The following is a 16363-nucleotide window of genomic DNA, read 5'->3' on the forward strand; positions in this document are numbered from 1 at the left end:
AATAATGTCCAATTAACCGACAAGGCTAAAAACTACAACATTTCCTCATAGATATTTTTAACAATCTAGGCAGAATATTTAGGCGCTCTTTTCAGTTTCAAGAGTAGTTAACTTACCAAACTGATCCAGATGCGCATCTCCCCACGTTTTTAAAGCAAGAAGTATCTGCTCAAGCCCGCGTCCTAAATCAGTTAGACAATATTCCACTTTAGGAGGCACTTGAGGATAAACCTCACGGTGAATAATGCCATCTTGTTCTAATTCCCGAAGCTGATTGGTCAGCATTCTTTGTGTGATACTTGGAACTCGTTTACGAATTTCATTAAATCGTAAAGTTCCTTCATTTAATAAATGCCAAAGAATGACACATTTCCATTTGCCATCAATCAAACTGATTGCGGCCTCAACTGAACAACCTGGTGAGCAGTCAAAACTTGAATGTCTAGCTTTTGCCATTTTACAGTATCCTTTTTGACACTATGAGCGTTATTTGTCTGTAGTCACTATTTTTAAGCTTACGTTATGATCAAACTCTCAACAAGAGGAATGATGATTATGAAAGCTGTGGCATATCAAAAAGCGGGGCCTATTACATTGCCAGAGGCGCTCGTAGATATTGAACTCAACACTCCAGTAGCTAAAGGACATGATTTACTTGTTCGTATTCAAGCTGTATCAGTAAATCCAGTCGATACCAAAATACGTAAAAATGTAAGTGCTGAACAATCTGGCTGGAAAGTTCTTGGATGGGATGCTGTAGGCACGGTAGAAGCGATTGGCGATAAAGTTACTCAATTTAAAATTGGTGATGTGGTTTGGTATGCAGGTGCTTTAAATCGCCAAGGCAGTAATAGTGAATTGCAATTAGTTGATGAACGTATTGTCGGTTATAAACCAAAAACTTTAGAAGCGACTGAAGCTGCGGCTCTTCCTTTAACAGCAATCACAGCTTGGGAAATGTTATTTGATCGTCTACAAGTTCCAAAGACTGCGCCTGCTAATACGACTATTTTAGTGATTGGTGGAGCTGGTGGGGTAGGTTCAATTACCATTCAGCTTCTTAAGCAATTAACTAACCTCACGATTATTGCTACAGCTTCACGCCCCGAAACAAAAGAATGGGTAGAACAACTAGGTGCTGATTATGTATTAGACCACCGTCAGTCTTTAGCTGCACAAATTAAACAATTAGGTTTAAGTGCACCTTTATATGTATTCTCAACCACTGAAACAGATCAACATTTATCAGATATTGTAGAGTTAATTGCTCCACAAGGTCATTTTGGACTTATTGATGACCCTGATCAGTTAGATATTAAACCGTTTAAATCTAAGTCTGTCTCAGTCCACTGGGAGTTTATGTTTACGCGCTCAATGTTCCAAACGGAAGATATGGAAAAACAAAGTGCGCTACTAAATGAAGTCAGTAAACTGGTGGATGAAGGTAAAATCAAAACAACTGTGACTCAGGTTTTAAGCCCAATTAATGCTGAAAACTTAACACGGGTTCATGAGCAAATTGAAAGTGGTTCAACCAAAGGAAAAATCGTTTTACACGGATTTTAAGTTGCACTTTTGAAAATAAATGGCAAGCGTAACGCTTGCCATTTTAATTAGTAATGCGGTGGTTTATTCGTTAATGGATCAAAAGGTGCAACACCTTCTGATAAATCTGCAGATTCCACACGTTGATAAAGTAATTGCATTTGTTTTTTTAAATCAGCTATTTCTAAAGTTTGAATCGCGAGTTGCTGATTTAATTCCTCAACTAAATCATCTAAAAATGCAATTCGCACTTGCAAATCTTCAATGGGTGCGGAAAATGACGCTTGATCATCATGATATGGTGGTTTAGTCATTTAAGTCCTCATTTGAGATTTTGGAAAACATTATGGCCTATATTACTTTAAGGGATGTCCAACTTGCTTTTGGCGGACCTGCCCTGCTCGATGGCGCAAACTTCAACCTAGAACGTGGCGAACGAGTCTGTTTAATTGGTCGTAATGGTGAAGGTAAGTCTACTTTACTTAAACTCATTGAGGGAAGCCTACTACCAGATTCTGGTGAAGTTTCTGTCCAAAATGGTTTAACTGTTTCTATGTTAGCCCAAGATGTTCCGATGTCATCGGGCAAAGTTGCAGATATTGTAGCAGAAGGTGCAGGCGAAGCCGCTGCCGTACTTAAAGCCTATCATGAAGCAAGTGATGCCTGTGTACTGGGTGACATGGAAGCTTGCGATCGTATGGGATCTTTACAGCATAAACTTGACCAACTTGATGGATGGGCATTAGAAAATAAGGTCAACACGATTTTAGGTAAAATGGAGTTAGATCCGAATGCAGATCTAGCCGACCTATCGGGTGGTCGTAAACGTCGTGTTTTACTTGCGCGCGCCCTACTTACCCAACCAGATGTGTTATTACTCGATGAGCCAACTAACCACTTAGATGTTGAAAGTATTGAGTGGCTTGAGAAATTCCTGCTTGATCAAAATAATTTAACCTTACTCTTTATTTCGCATGACCGTTCTTTTGTAGACCGCCTTGCAACTCGTATTGTGGAATTGGACCGCGGCATATTACGCAGCTATGAAGGAAACTATTCTCGTTACCTTGACCTAAAAGCTCAGCAACTTGAAGCTGAAGAAAAACAAAATGCCTTGTTTGAAAAGAAACTTGCCGAAGAAGAAGCATGGATTCGTCAAGGTATTAAAGCACGTCGTACACGTAATGAAGGTCGTGTCCGTGCCCTTAAAGCATTACGAGAAGAGTCAAAAGCTCGCCGTTTCCAACAAGGCAAAGTCAATATGGGCGTTCAAGAAGCACAGCGCTCAGGCAAACTTGTATTTGATATTGAACATTTAAGCGTAAGCTACGATGGACAAACCCTCATTAGAGATTTCTCTGCCATTGTTATGCGCGGTGACCGCATTGGTTTGGTCGGTGATAACGGCGTAGGAAAGACTACTTTAATTAAAGCGATCTTAGGCGAAGTTCAGCACGAAGGTGTTGTCAAAACAGGAACTCAGCTTGAAATTGCTTACTTCGACCAATTACGTAATCAGCTTGATCTTGAAAAGTCGGTTTCTGAAAACGTTTCTGAAGGTTCAGATTTCGTTGATGTAAATGGTCAACGTCGCCATATTCTCAGTTACTTACAAGACTTCCTATTCTCTCCGGAACGAGCTCGTACACCGGTAAAAGCACTTTCTGGTGGTGAGCGTAATCGTGTCCTGTTAGCAAAACTATTGCTCAAGCCATCGAACCTGATTGTAATGGATGAGCCAACGAATGACTTAGATATGGTCACACTTGAGCTACTTGAGGAGATGTTGTCTGAATATAAAGGTACTTTGCTCCTAATTAGCCATGACCGTGCTTTTATGGACAACGTTGTGACATCAACTTGGGTATTTGATGGCAAAGGCGGTATTGCAGAATATATCGGTGGTTATCAGGACTATTTGATTCAGCGTCCAAACGAGAGAGTCGTTGACCAAAAAGGCGATGTAAAAAAAGCTCAGGCTAAAGCAGAAGCTGAAAAAAATGCAGCTCAAACGAACGTAAAAAAGGTCAAATTAAGCTACAAAGATCAACGTGAACTTGAGCAATTACCGGCAGAAATTGAAAAGTTAGAAAATGAGCAAGCTGAACTTTCTGACAAACTTGCTGACGGGTCATGGTTCGTAACGGATGCCGATGCGGCAACCAAAGCAAGCCAGCGTCTAGCAGAAATTGAAGAATTACTCCTTGAAAAGTTAGAGCGCTGGGATGAACTTGAGCAAATGAGTAAAGGCAGTTAATCAATAAAAAGGGCTTTAATTAAAGCCCTTTTTTTGGTTTTAGAATTTCTAGTAATTTCATAAAAGGCTTATATACAAATAAAGAGATGAAGCGAATTAAACGTTCAAATATCTGTAACTGTAAAACCATGCAAGTTAGGACAGCCAAAACAAGACTAATGAAAATATTAATCTCTACCGAATATTTAATGCTTAACTGATGGGTCAAAACAATAATTACAAAAGCATGCAATATATAAACTGGCAGTGTTTTTTGACCTAAACCAATCCAAGGTTGTTTAAAATTTTGAGTGAATACAAATAAACTCAAAACACCCATAGCCGATAGCAACATAATTACACTGCGGATCAGCACTCCTTGCCATAAATCTACATGTAACTGAATATAAGATAGACTCCCAAATAACCAATAATAACTATAATGGCTTATAGCGGCTACAATAGTAATTATTAATAATGTGATAACAGCAAATAACTTTTCATAAGGTAACTGCGGAATATACTGAAAAATAGTTTTACCATAGATCGCCCCAGTCATAAAAAAAGGTAAAAATACGAAAATTCTACCTATTGAATAACTATAATTATTGATAGGTGAAAATCCAATAAGTAAAGCTAAAATAATAGAAAATAGAACCGGATGTGCTGTCTTTTTTAGGAAAAAAAGCTAAAAGCGTCCAAATTCCCATGCTAAATAAATACCAAAGCACCCAATAAGGTTTAGCAAACCATAAGAATTGAAATGTACCATTCCAAAGACTTCCATTATAAAAAGCATCAAGCAATTGAAATAAAAGCTGAAACGGCAAATATAACGATAAAAAGTAAATTAACTTTTCTAGGATTTTCTCTTCTTTAAAAAATATTCCCGATATAAAAATAAAAGCGGGCATATGAACAAAGTAAATACTCCCTAAAATCGCTTGATTTAGAGGTTCGTTCCAGCCAATTAACCTTTCAAGGTAATGACCCAATACAACCAGAAAAATTAAGACACCTTTTGTGGCATCAATATGGAGATTTCTCATAAATTTCTATAAATTCAAGATATTCATATCATACTGAATTATTCTTATTTTTTGATTCAAAAAGACAATGAATAAAGATTCGCTGTATACAAAACAATTATGTTATACCTATCAGTATAATAATATTTAAGGATATTTCCGTGCTAGATCTCTCTCAAATTTTGGCATTTGGATTCATTTGTGTGGCGATGGTACTCACCCCTGGTCCTAACATGATTTATCTTATTTCTCGTTCCATTAGTCAGGGTAAAATCGCAGGATTTATTTCTCTCGGTGGCGTTGCCGTTGGTTTTGTATTTTACATGCTCTGCGCATCTTTCGGGATTACGGCACTTGTTGTTGCAGTACCATATGCATATGATACTATTCGTATTGCCGGTGCAATGTACTTACTTTGGTTAGCATGGAAAGCTTTACGTCCCAATGCCGCACCTATTTTTAATATTAAACATTTGGCGGTTGACTCACCATTAAAGTTATTTTTAATGGGCTTTTTGACAAATTTACTTAATCCTAAAATTGCGATTATGTATTTATCTTTATTACCTCAGTTTATTCACCCACAACAAGGCAGTATTTTAGCGCAGTCTATCCAACTCGGAACTATACAAATTTTTGTAAGCGTTTCAGTAAATGCGCTGATTGTATTTTCTGCCGGCAGCATTGCTCTTTTTCTACAGAAAAAACCACTTTGGGCAAGCATTCAACGCTGGGTCATGGGTACAGTCTTAGCCGGACTTGCTGTTCATATTCTCCTAGAACACCGCCGATAACCCACTTTATTTTTTATCCCCTCTAAACCTTCAATTTACTCCTGTGTATTACGACGATAAATTCAGTTCGTGATACACTTTTGGCAGTTTTAACTTTTTAAATTCTTTATATCATTATGAGCCAAAAGCAGCCTTATACGCCCGGTGAGTTTCAATGGTCCTTTTTGTTGCCTAAATATTGGGGTGTGTGGATTGCGATTACTTTCCTGATGCTTTTGGCTATTTTACCGTGGGCAATTCAATGGCGTTTGGCTCACGGGTTGGCAAATATCGCTTGGAAATATTTAAAATCTCGTCGTAAAACCACAATTCGTAATTTAGAAGTTTGCTTTCCAGAATGGACACCTGAAAAAGTACAGCAACAAGCAAAACAAGTTTTTGTGGATATGATGCTTGGGGTATTTGAAACTTTAAACGCATGGTATAAGCCTTACTGGTTTAAAAACCGTGTCACTATTGAAGGCTTAGAACACATTACCAATGCTCAAGCTCAAGGCAAAGGTGTTTTATTGCTTGGTACACATAGTACTTTACTCGATGCAGGTGGTTATGTATGCGCCCAATATTTCGAGCCGGATGTTGTGTATCGCCCTCAAAACAACCCACTCCTCGATATGCTAATTTATCGTTGCCGCGGCACAATTTATAAAGCACAAATTGATCATGATGACATGCGTGGTTTGATTCGTCATCTTAAAGAGGGCGATGCAATTTGGTATAGTCCCGATCAAGACTTTGGGCTTAAACAAGGTGTTATGGCACCATTTTTTGGAGTGCCAGCTGCCACTGTAACCGCTCACCGTCGTTTATTAAAAATCTCGAAAGCGGTTGCTGTGCCTTTATATTTTTATCGTCATGGCGATGTACAGAACCCTAAATATCATATTTTGATTGAACCTGCGGTCGACAATTTACCAAGTGAAGATGAAGTCGATGATGCAACGCGTGTGAATAAGATTATTGAGAACCAGCTTCGTATCGCACCAACTCAATATATGTGGTTTCACCGTCGCTTTAAAACACGTCCAGAGGGATATGAAGAGATTTATTAAGATAAGGCTGTAATAATTTTAGATTAGTAATAGGCCCAGCCTCGATTTAAAGTGATATTCAAATACTTTCGGATAGGCAGACCTTACTTTTTAGGGATAAAAAGTAAGCAAAAATCCTTTGTTCCGCTGATGTTACATCCTTGTAACACAACGCAACAGCGACATCCATGTCGCTATCACGATAGTAAACTCTGGATAATGATTTAGTTTGAGATGATATATCTATGGATGATCCATCTTTTATGAACGTATAAGGCAAAAAATAATGAAAGTGATGCAACTTCTCCCAGAACTTAATAGCGGTGGCGTAGAACGCGGCACACTGGAAATTGCACGTGCACTGGTTGCACAAGGTCATCAGTCTCTAGTTGTGTCTAATGGCGGGCGTTTGGTCTTACAACTTGAAGCTGAAGGTTCCACACACTTAACGTTACCTATCCATAAAAAATCATTGTCGAGCTTGTGGCAAATCCGTCCATTACGTCAGCTTATTGAAGAGCACCAACCAGACATTGTACATGTGCGCTCTCGCGTACCTGCGTGGCTAACCCACTTCGCTTTAAGAAAAATACCAGCGAATAAACGCCCTCACCTCATTAGCACGGTACATGGTTTCTATTCAGTTAATCGTTATAGTGCGATCATGACTCAGGCAGAAAAAGTGATCGCTGTTTCTGACAGCGTAGTTAAATACATCACAGACCATTATAAAAACTGTCCACCACAAGATATTGTCCGGATTTATCGAGGAATTGACCCTGCTGCTTTTCCGCATAACTATCAACCCTCAGCACAGTGGTTTAACCAAGTCTTTAACGACTTTCCCGAACTCGAAAATAAATTTTTACTTTGCCTACCTGGCCGTATTACTCGTTTAAAAGGACATGAAAGTTTAATTGAACTGATGCAAAAACTAGGTGAACAATATCCTCAACTGCATGCTGTTGTTGTGGGTGGGGCTGATGTAAAAAAACAAGCCTATTTAAGTGAGTTGCAAAACACCATTCAAAGCAAAGGACTTGCAGATAAAATTACCTTTGTAGGACATCGCTCAGATATACGCGAATGGCTCGCTTTTAGCGATATAGTGCTCTCTCTATCCAATCAAGCAGAAACATTCGGTAGAACAGCATTAGAAGCCCTTTCGGTAGGCACGCCGGTCATTGGCTGGAACCGTGGAGGTGTTGCCGAGATTTTATCTCATGTGTACCCGCAAGGTCTTGTTGAAGCAGAAAATGAAAAAGCTTTAGTAGAAAGAGTAAAGCATCATATTGAACAACCGCAAACAGTCGCTCCTGTGACAATGTTTAGTTTAAAAGATATGTGTGACCAAACCCTTGAGCTATATCAAAGTGTATTGAAATAACCCAATAAAAAACCCACGATGTTCGCGGGTTTTTTTTCGACTAAAAAACTTCTCTATTACTTAAGAGATGCTTCATAAGCAGCAGCTTTTTCATAGTCGTATTGTTTTTCCCATTTACTGATTACAAGTACAGCAAGCGCGTTACCTACAACGTTCAACGCAGTACGAGCCATATCCATGATACGATCAACACCAGCAATAAATGCTAAGCCTTCTACAGGAATACCAACACTACCTAATGTCGCCAATAACACAACAAATGATACCCCAGGAACACCTGCAATACCTTTAGAAGTAATCATTAACGTTACAACTAAAATCACTTGTTGGCTGATTGACATTTCAATGCCGTAAAGCTGTGCAATAAAGATTGCTGCGATACTTTGGTAAAGCGTAGAACCGTCAAGGTTAAATGAATAACCAGTTGGAATTACAAAACTAGAAATCGCTTTTGGCGCACCATAAGCTTCCATTTTTTGCATAATACGCGGTAAAACTGTTTCCGAACTTGCAGTCGAATACGCCAAAATTAATTCATCTTTCAAAATCTTAAACAAAGTAAAGATATTGATGCTGAACATTTTTGCAGTAATACCTAAAACCACTAAAGCAAAGAATAAGATTGCACCATAAACCAATACAACCAATTTACCCAATGGAATAAGCGAAGCAAAACCGAAGTTTGCAACAGTTACAGCGATTAAGCCAAATACACCCACTGGCGCATATTTCATGATGATGTGTGTTACACGGAACATTGTTTCCGATACAGCATGAAATACATTTAATAATGGGTCTTTTGTTGTTGCTGGTAATGAAGATAAACCAATACCAAATAGCACAGCAAAGAAAATCACTGGCAACATTTCGCCATGCGCCATTGAACTAATAATGTTCGTTGGGATAAGCGATAATATCGTCTGGATAATACCATGAGACTGTGACTGTACTTCTTCAGTTGTATGCTTATATTGAGAAATATCAGTTTGTACCAGTTGAGACATATCAATGCCTGAACCTGGATGGAAGATATTCGCTGCAAACAAGCCAACCAAAATAGCAATAGTAGTAATAATTTCGAAATAGAGAATGGTTTTAAAACCAAGACGCCCTAGACTTTTTGTACTGCCAACACCAGCAATACCTAAAATCAATGTAGAGAAAACGATTGGGATTACAATCATTTTAATCAGGCTAATAAAGATCTTACCTAATGGAGTAAGAACATTATTTACAATACTATCTTTGATTTCAGGCTGGTTATGTAAAACAGCCCCGACAACTATCCCTAGGATTAAAGCAATTAAAATTTGCCATGCAAGGCTAAATTTAAAATTCTTCATAAGACAATCCTTATGCACCGCAAAGTATCAAATATGAGAGGGAGAAGACCACTACTTTAGAGTGAAACCTCAATATGTACACGAATTTCCAAACAGAAATTTAAATGCACAAGCAAATCACAACCCGCCGATCCGGCGAAGTAAACAACAATGCCTGTTGACGATCCAACATGTCAACGATCGGCACATTCTATTGAGATTTGCCAATTAAACAAGTCCAATTTATATCTAAATAGGTCAAAGCCTAGATTTATCCGTCAATAATCTATAAAAACAAAAACTTAACAAAAAAGTTTTTTGTATCCATTTTCATTAAAAATTGCTCAGATATATAAAAAAATTTATGGACGATGACTTATAATTAAGTAGATTTTAAAATTAAGAATACCTTAAAAATATTGGTTTTATTTACAACGAATTAAATGATATATCTATAAAATATCAACCCGAGTTCTGCGTCCTGCAAAACTCGGGTAAATGAGGTTGTGCTTTCAGGGTATATAATTCTTTTTATCGCTTCCGTTCTAACATCTTATCCGTGATGTCGTTCCATATCAGCTTAGTGCATCCTTACTTGGGATTATCCATTCCCGCTTCCGTGTGCCGATGAATGTAGAATACGGGTTTTAACTCTGCCTGCCTATTGGACCTAGACTCAAATCTTTGTACGTTATTGCTTACAACTCACTTTATATATTTTTCTCTTTATAAGGCTGTGCAATTTCATCAGTCACGATTTTTTCTTCTTTTTCAGCTTTAGCAATACCTTCTTGTATCGCGGCTTGAGCTTCTTCTTCATCGGCTTGAGTTTGTTCTAGTTCCTCGTGAATTTCTTCAAATATTCGACCTGTTTGTAAAACGACATAGACAGGAAAATGGTCTGATCCAATATGAGATAAACGCTGCATTTTTACTAAACCGAAGTCTGTACTATGAAAGATATGGTCAAGTGACCAGCGCAATAAAGGATAGTCCGCATGAAAAGTATTAATAAAATGCCGCCCCACTCGTGGATCGAGTAGCCCACTAATACGTTGAAATAAACGGGTTGTTCGTGACCACGCTACGTCGTTTAAATCCCCCATCACAATACAACTTTCATCAAGATCTTTAATTTGATCTCCGACAATTAAAAGCTCAGCGTCACGCAGTGTTGAATCTTTTGCTTCAGTTGGGCTAGGTGGCTTAGGATGTAAACAGTAGAGCTGAACAGGCATACCAGATCGCAAAATTACCGTGGTATGAATAGAAGGTATTTCATTACTTAAAATGAATTTAACCTCAGTATTTTTAAGCGGTAACCGGCTATATAAATGCATCCCGTATAAATTATCTAAAGGTACGGGCACACGGTATGGATAATCTTTCTCGATCTCTTTTAAAGCATTTTCCCAAGTTGTATCGCTCTCTAAAGTAAGCAATAAATCAGGTTTTAACGTCCGTACATGCTCAAGTAATAAATGATATTTATCATTCGGGGTGAGCACATTAGAAACTATCAGTGAAATCTGTTTTTTAGGATCTAGCTGATGCTGTTTGACCTTTTTAACCTGTTTTTTCCAAAACAGCGTATATGGTAAAACCATTTTAAGTTGGTAGGCAATCGCTGCGATGAGTACCGCAAGCAAAAGCTCACGCCATACGTCCCATTCGGTCGGCCAAAACAACATACCAATTAAAGCAATTAAGCCAATAAACAGAATTTGTAATCTTGGAAAATCTGCACCTCGAAACCACCACTCATCACGAGGAATAAGTGACCAGAAGCTTAACCAAATCACCACTACTGCCAGTACTTCGATATAAATCATTGAAATTACTCTTTTAAGATGATTTGTTTTTTAATGTTTTTGTCATCTTTATCAATTTTGTATGTAACATAAACAAGATATTCTACTCAATAAAATTGCTGTTTTGATTCTGTAACGCTTGCAGTTGTGAGCACTTTTGATACACTCAACTCCCCCTTTAACAATTTTAACGCACCGAGGCAAAATGACATGAAAGTAGGTCTGGTCGGTTGGCGCGGGATGGTCGGTTCCGTCCTTATGCAACGTATGGTTGAAGAGAATGATTTTGCTCATATTGAGCCATTCTACTTCTCTACCAGTAATGCAGGTGGTGAAGCTCCTTCATTTGGTGGTAAGACTGCCCCAGCACTTATGGAAGCTACAGACATTACCAGTCTGAAGCAAATGGATGTCATTATTACCTGTCAAGGTGGTGACTACACGTCTGAAGTTTTCCCAAAGTTAAAAGCAACTGGTTGGGATGGCTACTGGATTGATGCGGCATCTACTTTACGTATGACTGATGATGCAATCATCGTTCTTGATCCAGTTAACCTTAATGTAATTAAAGACGGCTTAGCGAAAGGTACTAAAACTTTCGTTGGTGGTAACTGTACAGTATCACTCATGTTGATGGGTGTTGGCGCACTTTTCCAAAATAATTTGGTTGAGTGGATGACTGCGATGACTTATCAAGCGGCATCAGGCGCTGGCGCACAAAACATGCGTGAGTTGTTAACAGGTATGGGTTATTTATATAACAATACCAAGACTTTGTTAGATGATCCTAAATCTGCAATTCTTGATATTGACCGTCAAGTTGCCGAGTTACAACGCGGTGAGGGTTTCCCTTCTGCGAACTTTGGTGTACCACTTGCTGGTTCATTAATTCCTTACATTGATAAACAGCTTGAAAGCGGTCAATCAAAAGAAGAGTGGAAAGGACAAGTTGAGACCAACAAGATCTTAGGTAACTCTCAAATCGTTCCTATCGATGGTCACTGTGTTCGTATCGGTGCAATGCGTTGCCACTCTCAAGCATTAACCATCAAATTGAAAAAAGATGTTCCGCTTGATGAGATCGAAGATATGATTCGTAACTCAAACCAGTGGGCTAAAGTTGTACCAAATACACGTGAAGCATCAATGACTGATCTTACACCTGTTGCTGTAACTGGTACCCTAACTGTACCTGTAGGTCGTTTACGTAAACTCAATATGGGTAAAGAGTACCTCGGCGCATTCACAGTAGGCGATCAGTTACTTTGGGGTGCTGCTGAGCCTCTACGTCGTATGTTACGTATTTTAGTAGAATACAAAAGCTCATAATTTGATCTGAATTATTCAGTCAAAATAAAAAGCCGATCACATTTGATCGGCTTTTTCGTAACTGGTTTGTAAAAAATTAACAATTTATTTACATTCCATTATTGTATAATTTTGAACGACTTTACGACTGATCAGGTCATGGATTGAGATGACTGCATATAACAAATTAAAAATTGCCATTTTCACCATTATGTCTTCGCCTTCTCTTTATGCGATTACATTAGATCCTATTCAAATTCAATCTGCACCTGGGGAATTACTTTATGCAGAAATGAATTTTCAGCAAGCAGATCCTAATACCCCATTGCAAGTCAGTTTGGCCACTCAAGATGATCTCAATGGTTTGGGAGTAACTCATCAACCTCTGGGTAACCTAAACTTTTATACACGCCAAAATGGTCAGGGTTCTGGCGTTATTGTGATTACCTCATCGCGTCCTATTATCGATCCTGAACTGAATATTGTCGTAAAAGTCAGTGAAGGTAACGCAACCCGTCTTCAACATATTAAAACCGTTTTAAAGCCATCGCCTATAAAAAAAGCCGCCATTAACGAAAGTCCACTTTCACCGCAATTTATCGTAAATGAAAAAGATATCGCATTAAATTTACCTGAAAGTACTCAGTACACACCTACTGAAACTACATCAACCGTGGCAGAAACCACAGGTAATGAACATAATCTAAATATTAGCACTGGTACTGCTCCAGCTTTGAATAGTTCTAGCCCTGCTCCTGTGGCTCCTTTTACCGAAAAACCTTCGACTCAAAGACTTCAGCCAACTATAGCTACAATGAATACCGAATCATCGGCTGTAGAGAAACAACCTTCGACTTCACTCAAATCAAGTGATGGCAATCAAACAACTACCGTCAAAAAAGCAGCGCAATCTAAAACTGCCCAACAAAAAAATGTATTAAGTAAAAATACGCCGAAAAAGCAAAAAATTAGCGCTTATAAAGGCCCGGCACCTACAGGTAAATATGTCGTACAACGTAACGAGTCTTTATGGAGTATTGCCAATCGTATTGCAGCACAAACTAAACAACCTGTAGCTAAAGTCATGCGAGATATCCAAGCTCAAAATCGACATGCTTTTATTCAAGGCGATGTAAACCGTTTACGTCAGGGAAGTTCGCTAAACTTAACAACAAATACAACTAAAGCTTCCCATTTAAAACCTAAATCGAGTGAAGCTCACTTGGCAAAACCCTCTTCTGGCAGAGCTAAATATCGTTTACAACAAGCTGAAATGAGCATTGTGGCAGAGAACAGCCCAAATTCTGCTCATGGAAGTGCAAAAAAGAGCACACAACAAAGTCAAAACAATACTGAGTTAGCAGTAAAAGTTATGACAACTCGCAAAAAAACCGTTACATTACAAAGGAATGTAACTAAACTAAATCAAACTTTAAGTTTAAAAGACCAACGTATTCAACTCTTGAATGCGCGTTTGGCAGAGTTACAACAGCAATTACAGGCACAGCAACAAACTCACAAGCAAAAACATTAAGTTAAAACCAGAGTTAGCACGCTTTATATTGCAAATATTTATTTTTTAAGGGGAAAGTAATGTTATATGTGATTCCGTTTATCATATTACTCGTGGTCGCCGTTATTTTAAAAAAACGCGAGAATAGTCAAAAACAAGAGGCCACTTCCCCAAAAAATATAAATAGAAAATCCGGCAAAAAAACGAGTGCTAAATCAAGCAAAAGTTCGCGTGAAAAAACCAAAACCAAGGTCATTGAGGAAAATACTCCTGCTATCCCTCAAAGTAATCCTGTACCGGAAGCTTTACGGCACAATATCCAACAGCTCATTCAAGAAAAACAGTTTTCAGCAGCTGAAGCTCAAGTCAATCAGGCGCTAAAAAAAGATAATACTCAACATGAACTGTATTTATTACTTCTTGAAATTCATATTGCTCAGAAAGATGAACTTGCAATTCAACAGTTGATTAGCCATATTCGTAGCTTGGGTTTAAATGAAATAGCAGCTCAAGCAGAAACTCGACAAAAAGAATATGAATCATCCAGACAACCAGATGCGATCGATTTTCCTCAAGCTCAAACATACCAAGAGCCAAAAAATACATCTGATGCAACAGCTCAGTTTGACCAATTAACAACAAGTTCTTCTGAAACTTCTTTTGATGAATTGCAGCAAGACTATACCCCTGTAAAGCAAGAACCTGCTGTTGAAGTTGAACCTTTAGAGTTTAACTTTTCATTTGAGCAAACCACGACTACCGAAAGTACCAGCCAACCAACGCAGAAATCAGAGTTATCGCCATCTCAAGAAACAAATGAGCTAGCTGATTTAGAGTTTTCTTTTGATTTAGCGCCTCTGCATGAATCTGAGGAAAAAAACCAGACGGTAGCAGTACCAGAAGCTCAAGAGAACAGCAATGCTTTAGATTTTAATCTTGAATTAACCCATGAAAATCCAGAAGTAAAATCTAAGGAACAGATCTCATCATTAGATGAGCTTCAACTCGTAGAACAAGCGCCATTAGACTCGAATTCAATCGCACCTCTTGATTTTCTGCTAGACGAGCCTGCATTAGTTACAGCACCAGAGATTGAAACTCAAAACCTTGTAGAGCTAGTAGGCGAAGAAACTACCCCAGATCAAACTAAAGATCCCCTTGTAGAAGCTTTTCCAGAATTAAAACAGTTAGATGAAAATGAACTTGATCTAAAACTAGCTGAGCAATACATCAAGTTAGGAGCTTACCCAGCAGCTCAAGCCTTATTGGCAAGCAATGAGCAAAAATTCAACACAGAACAACGACAACGCGCGAAAAACTTACTTAATCGCATAGCTTCTTAGAACTGTTCGATTTACCATAAGCAGTCAGAGATGACTGCTTTTTTATGCCTGCAAAAAATATGAAAAAAATAGCCTTATTTTATATGGGTGGTACTTTTGGTTGCATTGGTGAACCTCTAGCTCCTATGCCTTATGAGCAATTCTTGCCTCAACTTGAAAAAGTGATTCCCCCACACTTAACAGTTGACTGCTTTGCCGCACCCAATATTGTTGATAGCAGTGCATGTACGGCACCTGACTGGTTAAGCCTGATTCAACGCATACAACAACTACAACTTGAAGGTTATCAGCATTTCGTTGTTATTCATGGTACAGACACGCTTAGTTACGCGGCTGCAACCCTAGCCCGCTTTTTAGGCCAAAGCTGTCATATTGTGATTACCGGTAGCCAATATCCGCTACTCAATATTCAAGGCGATAACACCCGTGAATTTACTGATGCAATTGAGAACTTATATCTTGCACTAGAACAAGTGATTGCTTTACCTGTGGGTGCTTATCTTGCATTCCACCATCAAGTATTCCACGCGCAGACTGCATTAAAAACGCATACGACTGAACTCGATGCATTTTCAGGGTTAAGTAGTGAAGCTGAGTTTACGCCTCAGCAAAATGAATTGATCGTACAAGACGCCCAAATTGAACGAGCTGCTTCCTTCCAGATTTTAAACTGGATGATGCAACCCATTGCAACACAGCACTTAGTACAGCAATTACGTCACTTACTTCCAGCCCCACCACACTTTTTAGTATTACAAGGTTTCGGTACAGGTAATATCGCCGTAAACGATGAATTTTTGGCAACATTAGACGAACTCTATACTCGTGGATGTGTACCAATTTTAGCGACACAAGTCACTTTTGGGGGTATTGACCAACGTTATGCAATTAGTGCTTGGGCCAAAACTGCAAAAATTGTCATTAATGATACCCATAGCCATGCAGATCTCTATGCAAAAGCACTTCAAATCTATTTAAAATACCCAACCCCAGAACAATGGTTGAACCATTGGAATGAAAATCTGTATTAAATAGAGGTGAAGCC

13 protein-coding genes and 1 pseudogene are annotated in these 16363 nt (G+C 38.6%); 9 read left to right on the forward strand and 5 right to left on the reverse strand.

Going from position 1 to position 16363, the window contains the following annotated elements; all coding sequences use genetic code 11:
* Positions 1-78: 78 nt before the first annotated feature.
* Positions 79-456 carry a helix-turn-helix domain-containing protein gene (locus RFX69_RS04610; protein ID WP_001029768.1) on the reverse strand — a complete coding sequence of 126 codons (378 nt, stop codon included), beginning with the start codon at positions 454-456 and terminating at the stop codon, positions 79-81.
* A gap of 99 nt (positions 457-555) precedes the next feature.
* On the opposite strand from RFX69_RS04610, the gene RFX69_RS04615 reads away from it, so the two are divergent.
* Positions 556-1566, forward strand: a complete 1011-nt coding sequence (locus RFX69_RS04615; protein ID WP_289332616.1) for a zinc-binding alcohol dehydrogenase family protein — start codon at positions 556-558, stop codon at positions 1564-1566.
* Between the two features lie 47 nt (positions 1567-1613).
* On the opposite strand, the gene RFX69_RS04620 is transcribed toward RFX69_RS04615, so the two are convergent.
* A complete protein-coding gene (locus RFX69_RS04620; protein ID WP_000165735.1) occupies positions 1614-1859 on the reverse strand; it encodes a SlyX family protein in 246 nt (81 codons plus the stop codon).
* Between the two features lie 32 nt (positions 1860-1891).
* Between RFX69_RS04620 and RFX69_RS04625 the strand changes: the two genes are divergently transcribed.
* Positions 1892-3802 carry an ATP-binding cassette domain-containing protein gene (locus RFX69_RS04625; protein WP_000323469.1) on the forward strand — a complete coding sequence of 637 codons (1911 nt, stop codon included), beginning with the start codon at positions 1892-1894 and terminating at the stop codon, positions 3800-3802.
* 19 nt (positions 3803-3821) lie between these two features.
* Here RFX69_RS04625 and RFX69_RS04630 read toward each other — a convergent pair.
* Positions 3822-4830: pseudogene (locus RFX69_RS04630) on the reverse strand (acyltransferase family protein).
* Between the two features lie 140 nt (positions 4831-4970).
* On the opposite strand from RFX69_RS04630, the gene RFX69_RS04635 reads away from it, so the two are divergent.
* From RFX69_RS04635 to RFX69_RS04645, 3 genes are all read left to right on the forward strand, one after another.
* Positions 4971-5603, forward strand: a complete 633-nt coding sequence (locus tag RFX69_RS04635) for a LysE family translocator (protein ID WP_005129768.1) — start codon at positions 4971-4973, stop codon at positions 5601-5603.
* Between the two features lie 116 nt (positions 5604-5719).
* Positions 5720-6655, forward strand: coding sequence for a lauroyl acyltransferase (locus tag RFX69_RS04640; RefSeq protein ID WP_000078867.1), 936 nt, complete (start codon positions 5720-5722; stop codon positions 6653-6655).
* A gap of 265 nt (positions 6656-6920) precedes the next feature.
* Positions 6921-8021: a glycosyltransferase family 4 protein gene (locus RFX69_RS04645; protein ID WP_289332617.1), complete on the forward strand. Its 1101-nt coding sequence runs from the start codon at positions 6921-6923 to the stop codon at positions 8019-8021.
* A gap of 56 nt (positions 8022-8077) precedes the next feature.
* On the opposite strand, the gene gltP is transcribed toward RFX69_RS04645, so the two are convergent.
* Both gltP and RFX69_RS04655 read right to left on the reverse strand, forming a co-directional pair.
* Complete coding sequence (gltP, locus tag RFX69_RS04650) at positions 8078-9364, reverse strand: glutamate/aspartate:proton symporter GltP (RefSeq protein ID WP_000787677.1); 1287 nt, start codon at positions 9362-9364, stop codon at positions 8078-8080.
* Between the two features lie 689 nt (positions 9365-10053).
* Positions 10054-11175, reverse strand: a complete 1122-nt coding sequence (locus RFX69_RS04655; RefSeq protein WP_000639214.1) for an endonuclease/exonuclease/phosphatase family protein — start codon at positions 11173-11175, stop codon at positions 10054-10056.
* Between the two features lie 189 nt (positions 11176-11364).
* Here RFX69_RS04655 and asd point away from each other — a divergent pair, with 189 nt between their 5' ends.
* The 4 genes from asd to RFX69_RS04675 all read left to right on the forward strand — a co-directional run bounded on the left by asd (position 11365) and on the right by RFX69_RS04675 (position 16349).
* A complete protein-coding gene (asd, locus tag RFX69_RS04660) occupies positions 11365-12483 on the forward strand; it encodes an aspartate-semialdehyde dehydrogenase (RefSeq protein ID WP_000862762.1) in 1119 nt (372 codons plus the stop codon).
* A gap of 148 nt (positions 12484-12631) precedes the next feature.
* Entirely contained in the window at positions 12632-13996 is a 1365-nt protein-coding gene (locus RFX69_RS04665) for a FimV family protein (protein WP_289332618.1), read from the forward strand.
* Positions 13997-14055: 59 nt separating this feature from the next.
* Positions 14056-15318: a hypothetical protein gene (locus RFX69_RS04670; RefSeq protein ID WP_289333123.1), complete on the forward strand. Its 1263-nt coding sequence runs from the start codon at positions 14056-14058 to the stop codon at positions 15316-15318.
* 59 nt (positions 15319-15377) lie between these two features.
* Positions 15378-16349 carry an asparaginase gene (locus RFX69_RS04675; protein WP_289332620.1) on the forward strand — a complete coding sequence of 324 codons (972 nt, stop codon included), beginning with the start codon at positions 15378-15380 and terminating at the stop codon, positions 16347-16349.
* The last annotated feature ends 14 nt before the right edge of the window (positions 16350-16363 follow it).

The sequence above is a fragment of the Acinetobacter sp. 148 genome, from assembly GCF_031196675.1.
GTDB lineage: Bacteria > Pseudomonadota > Gammaproteobacteria > Pseudomonadales > Moraxellaceae > Acinetobacter > Acinetobacter baumannii.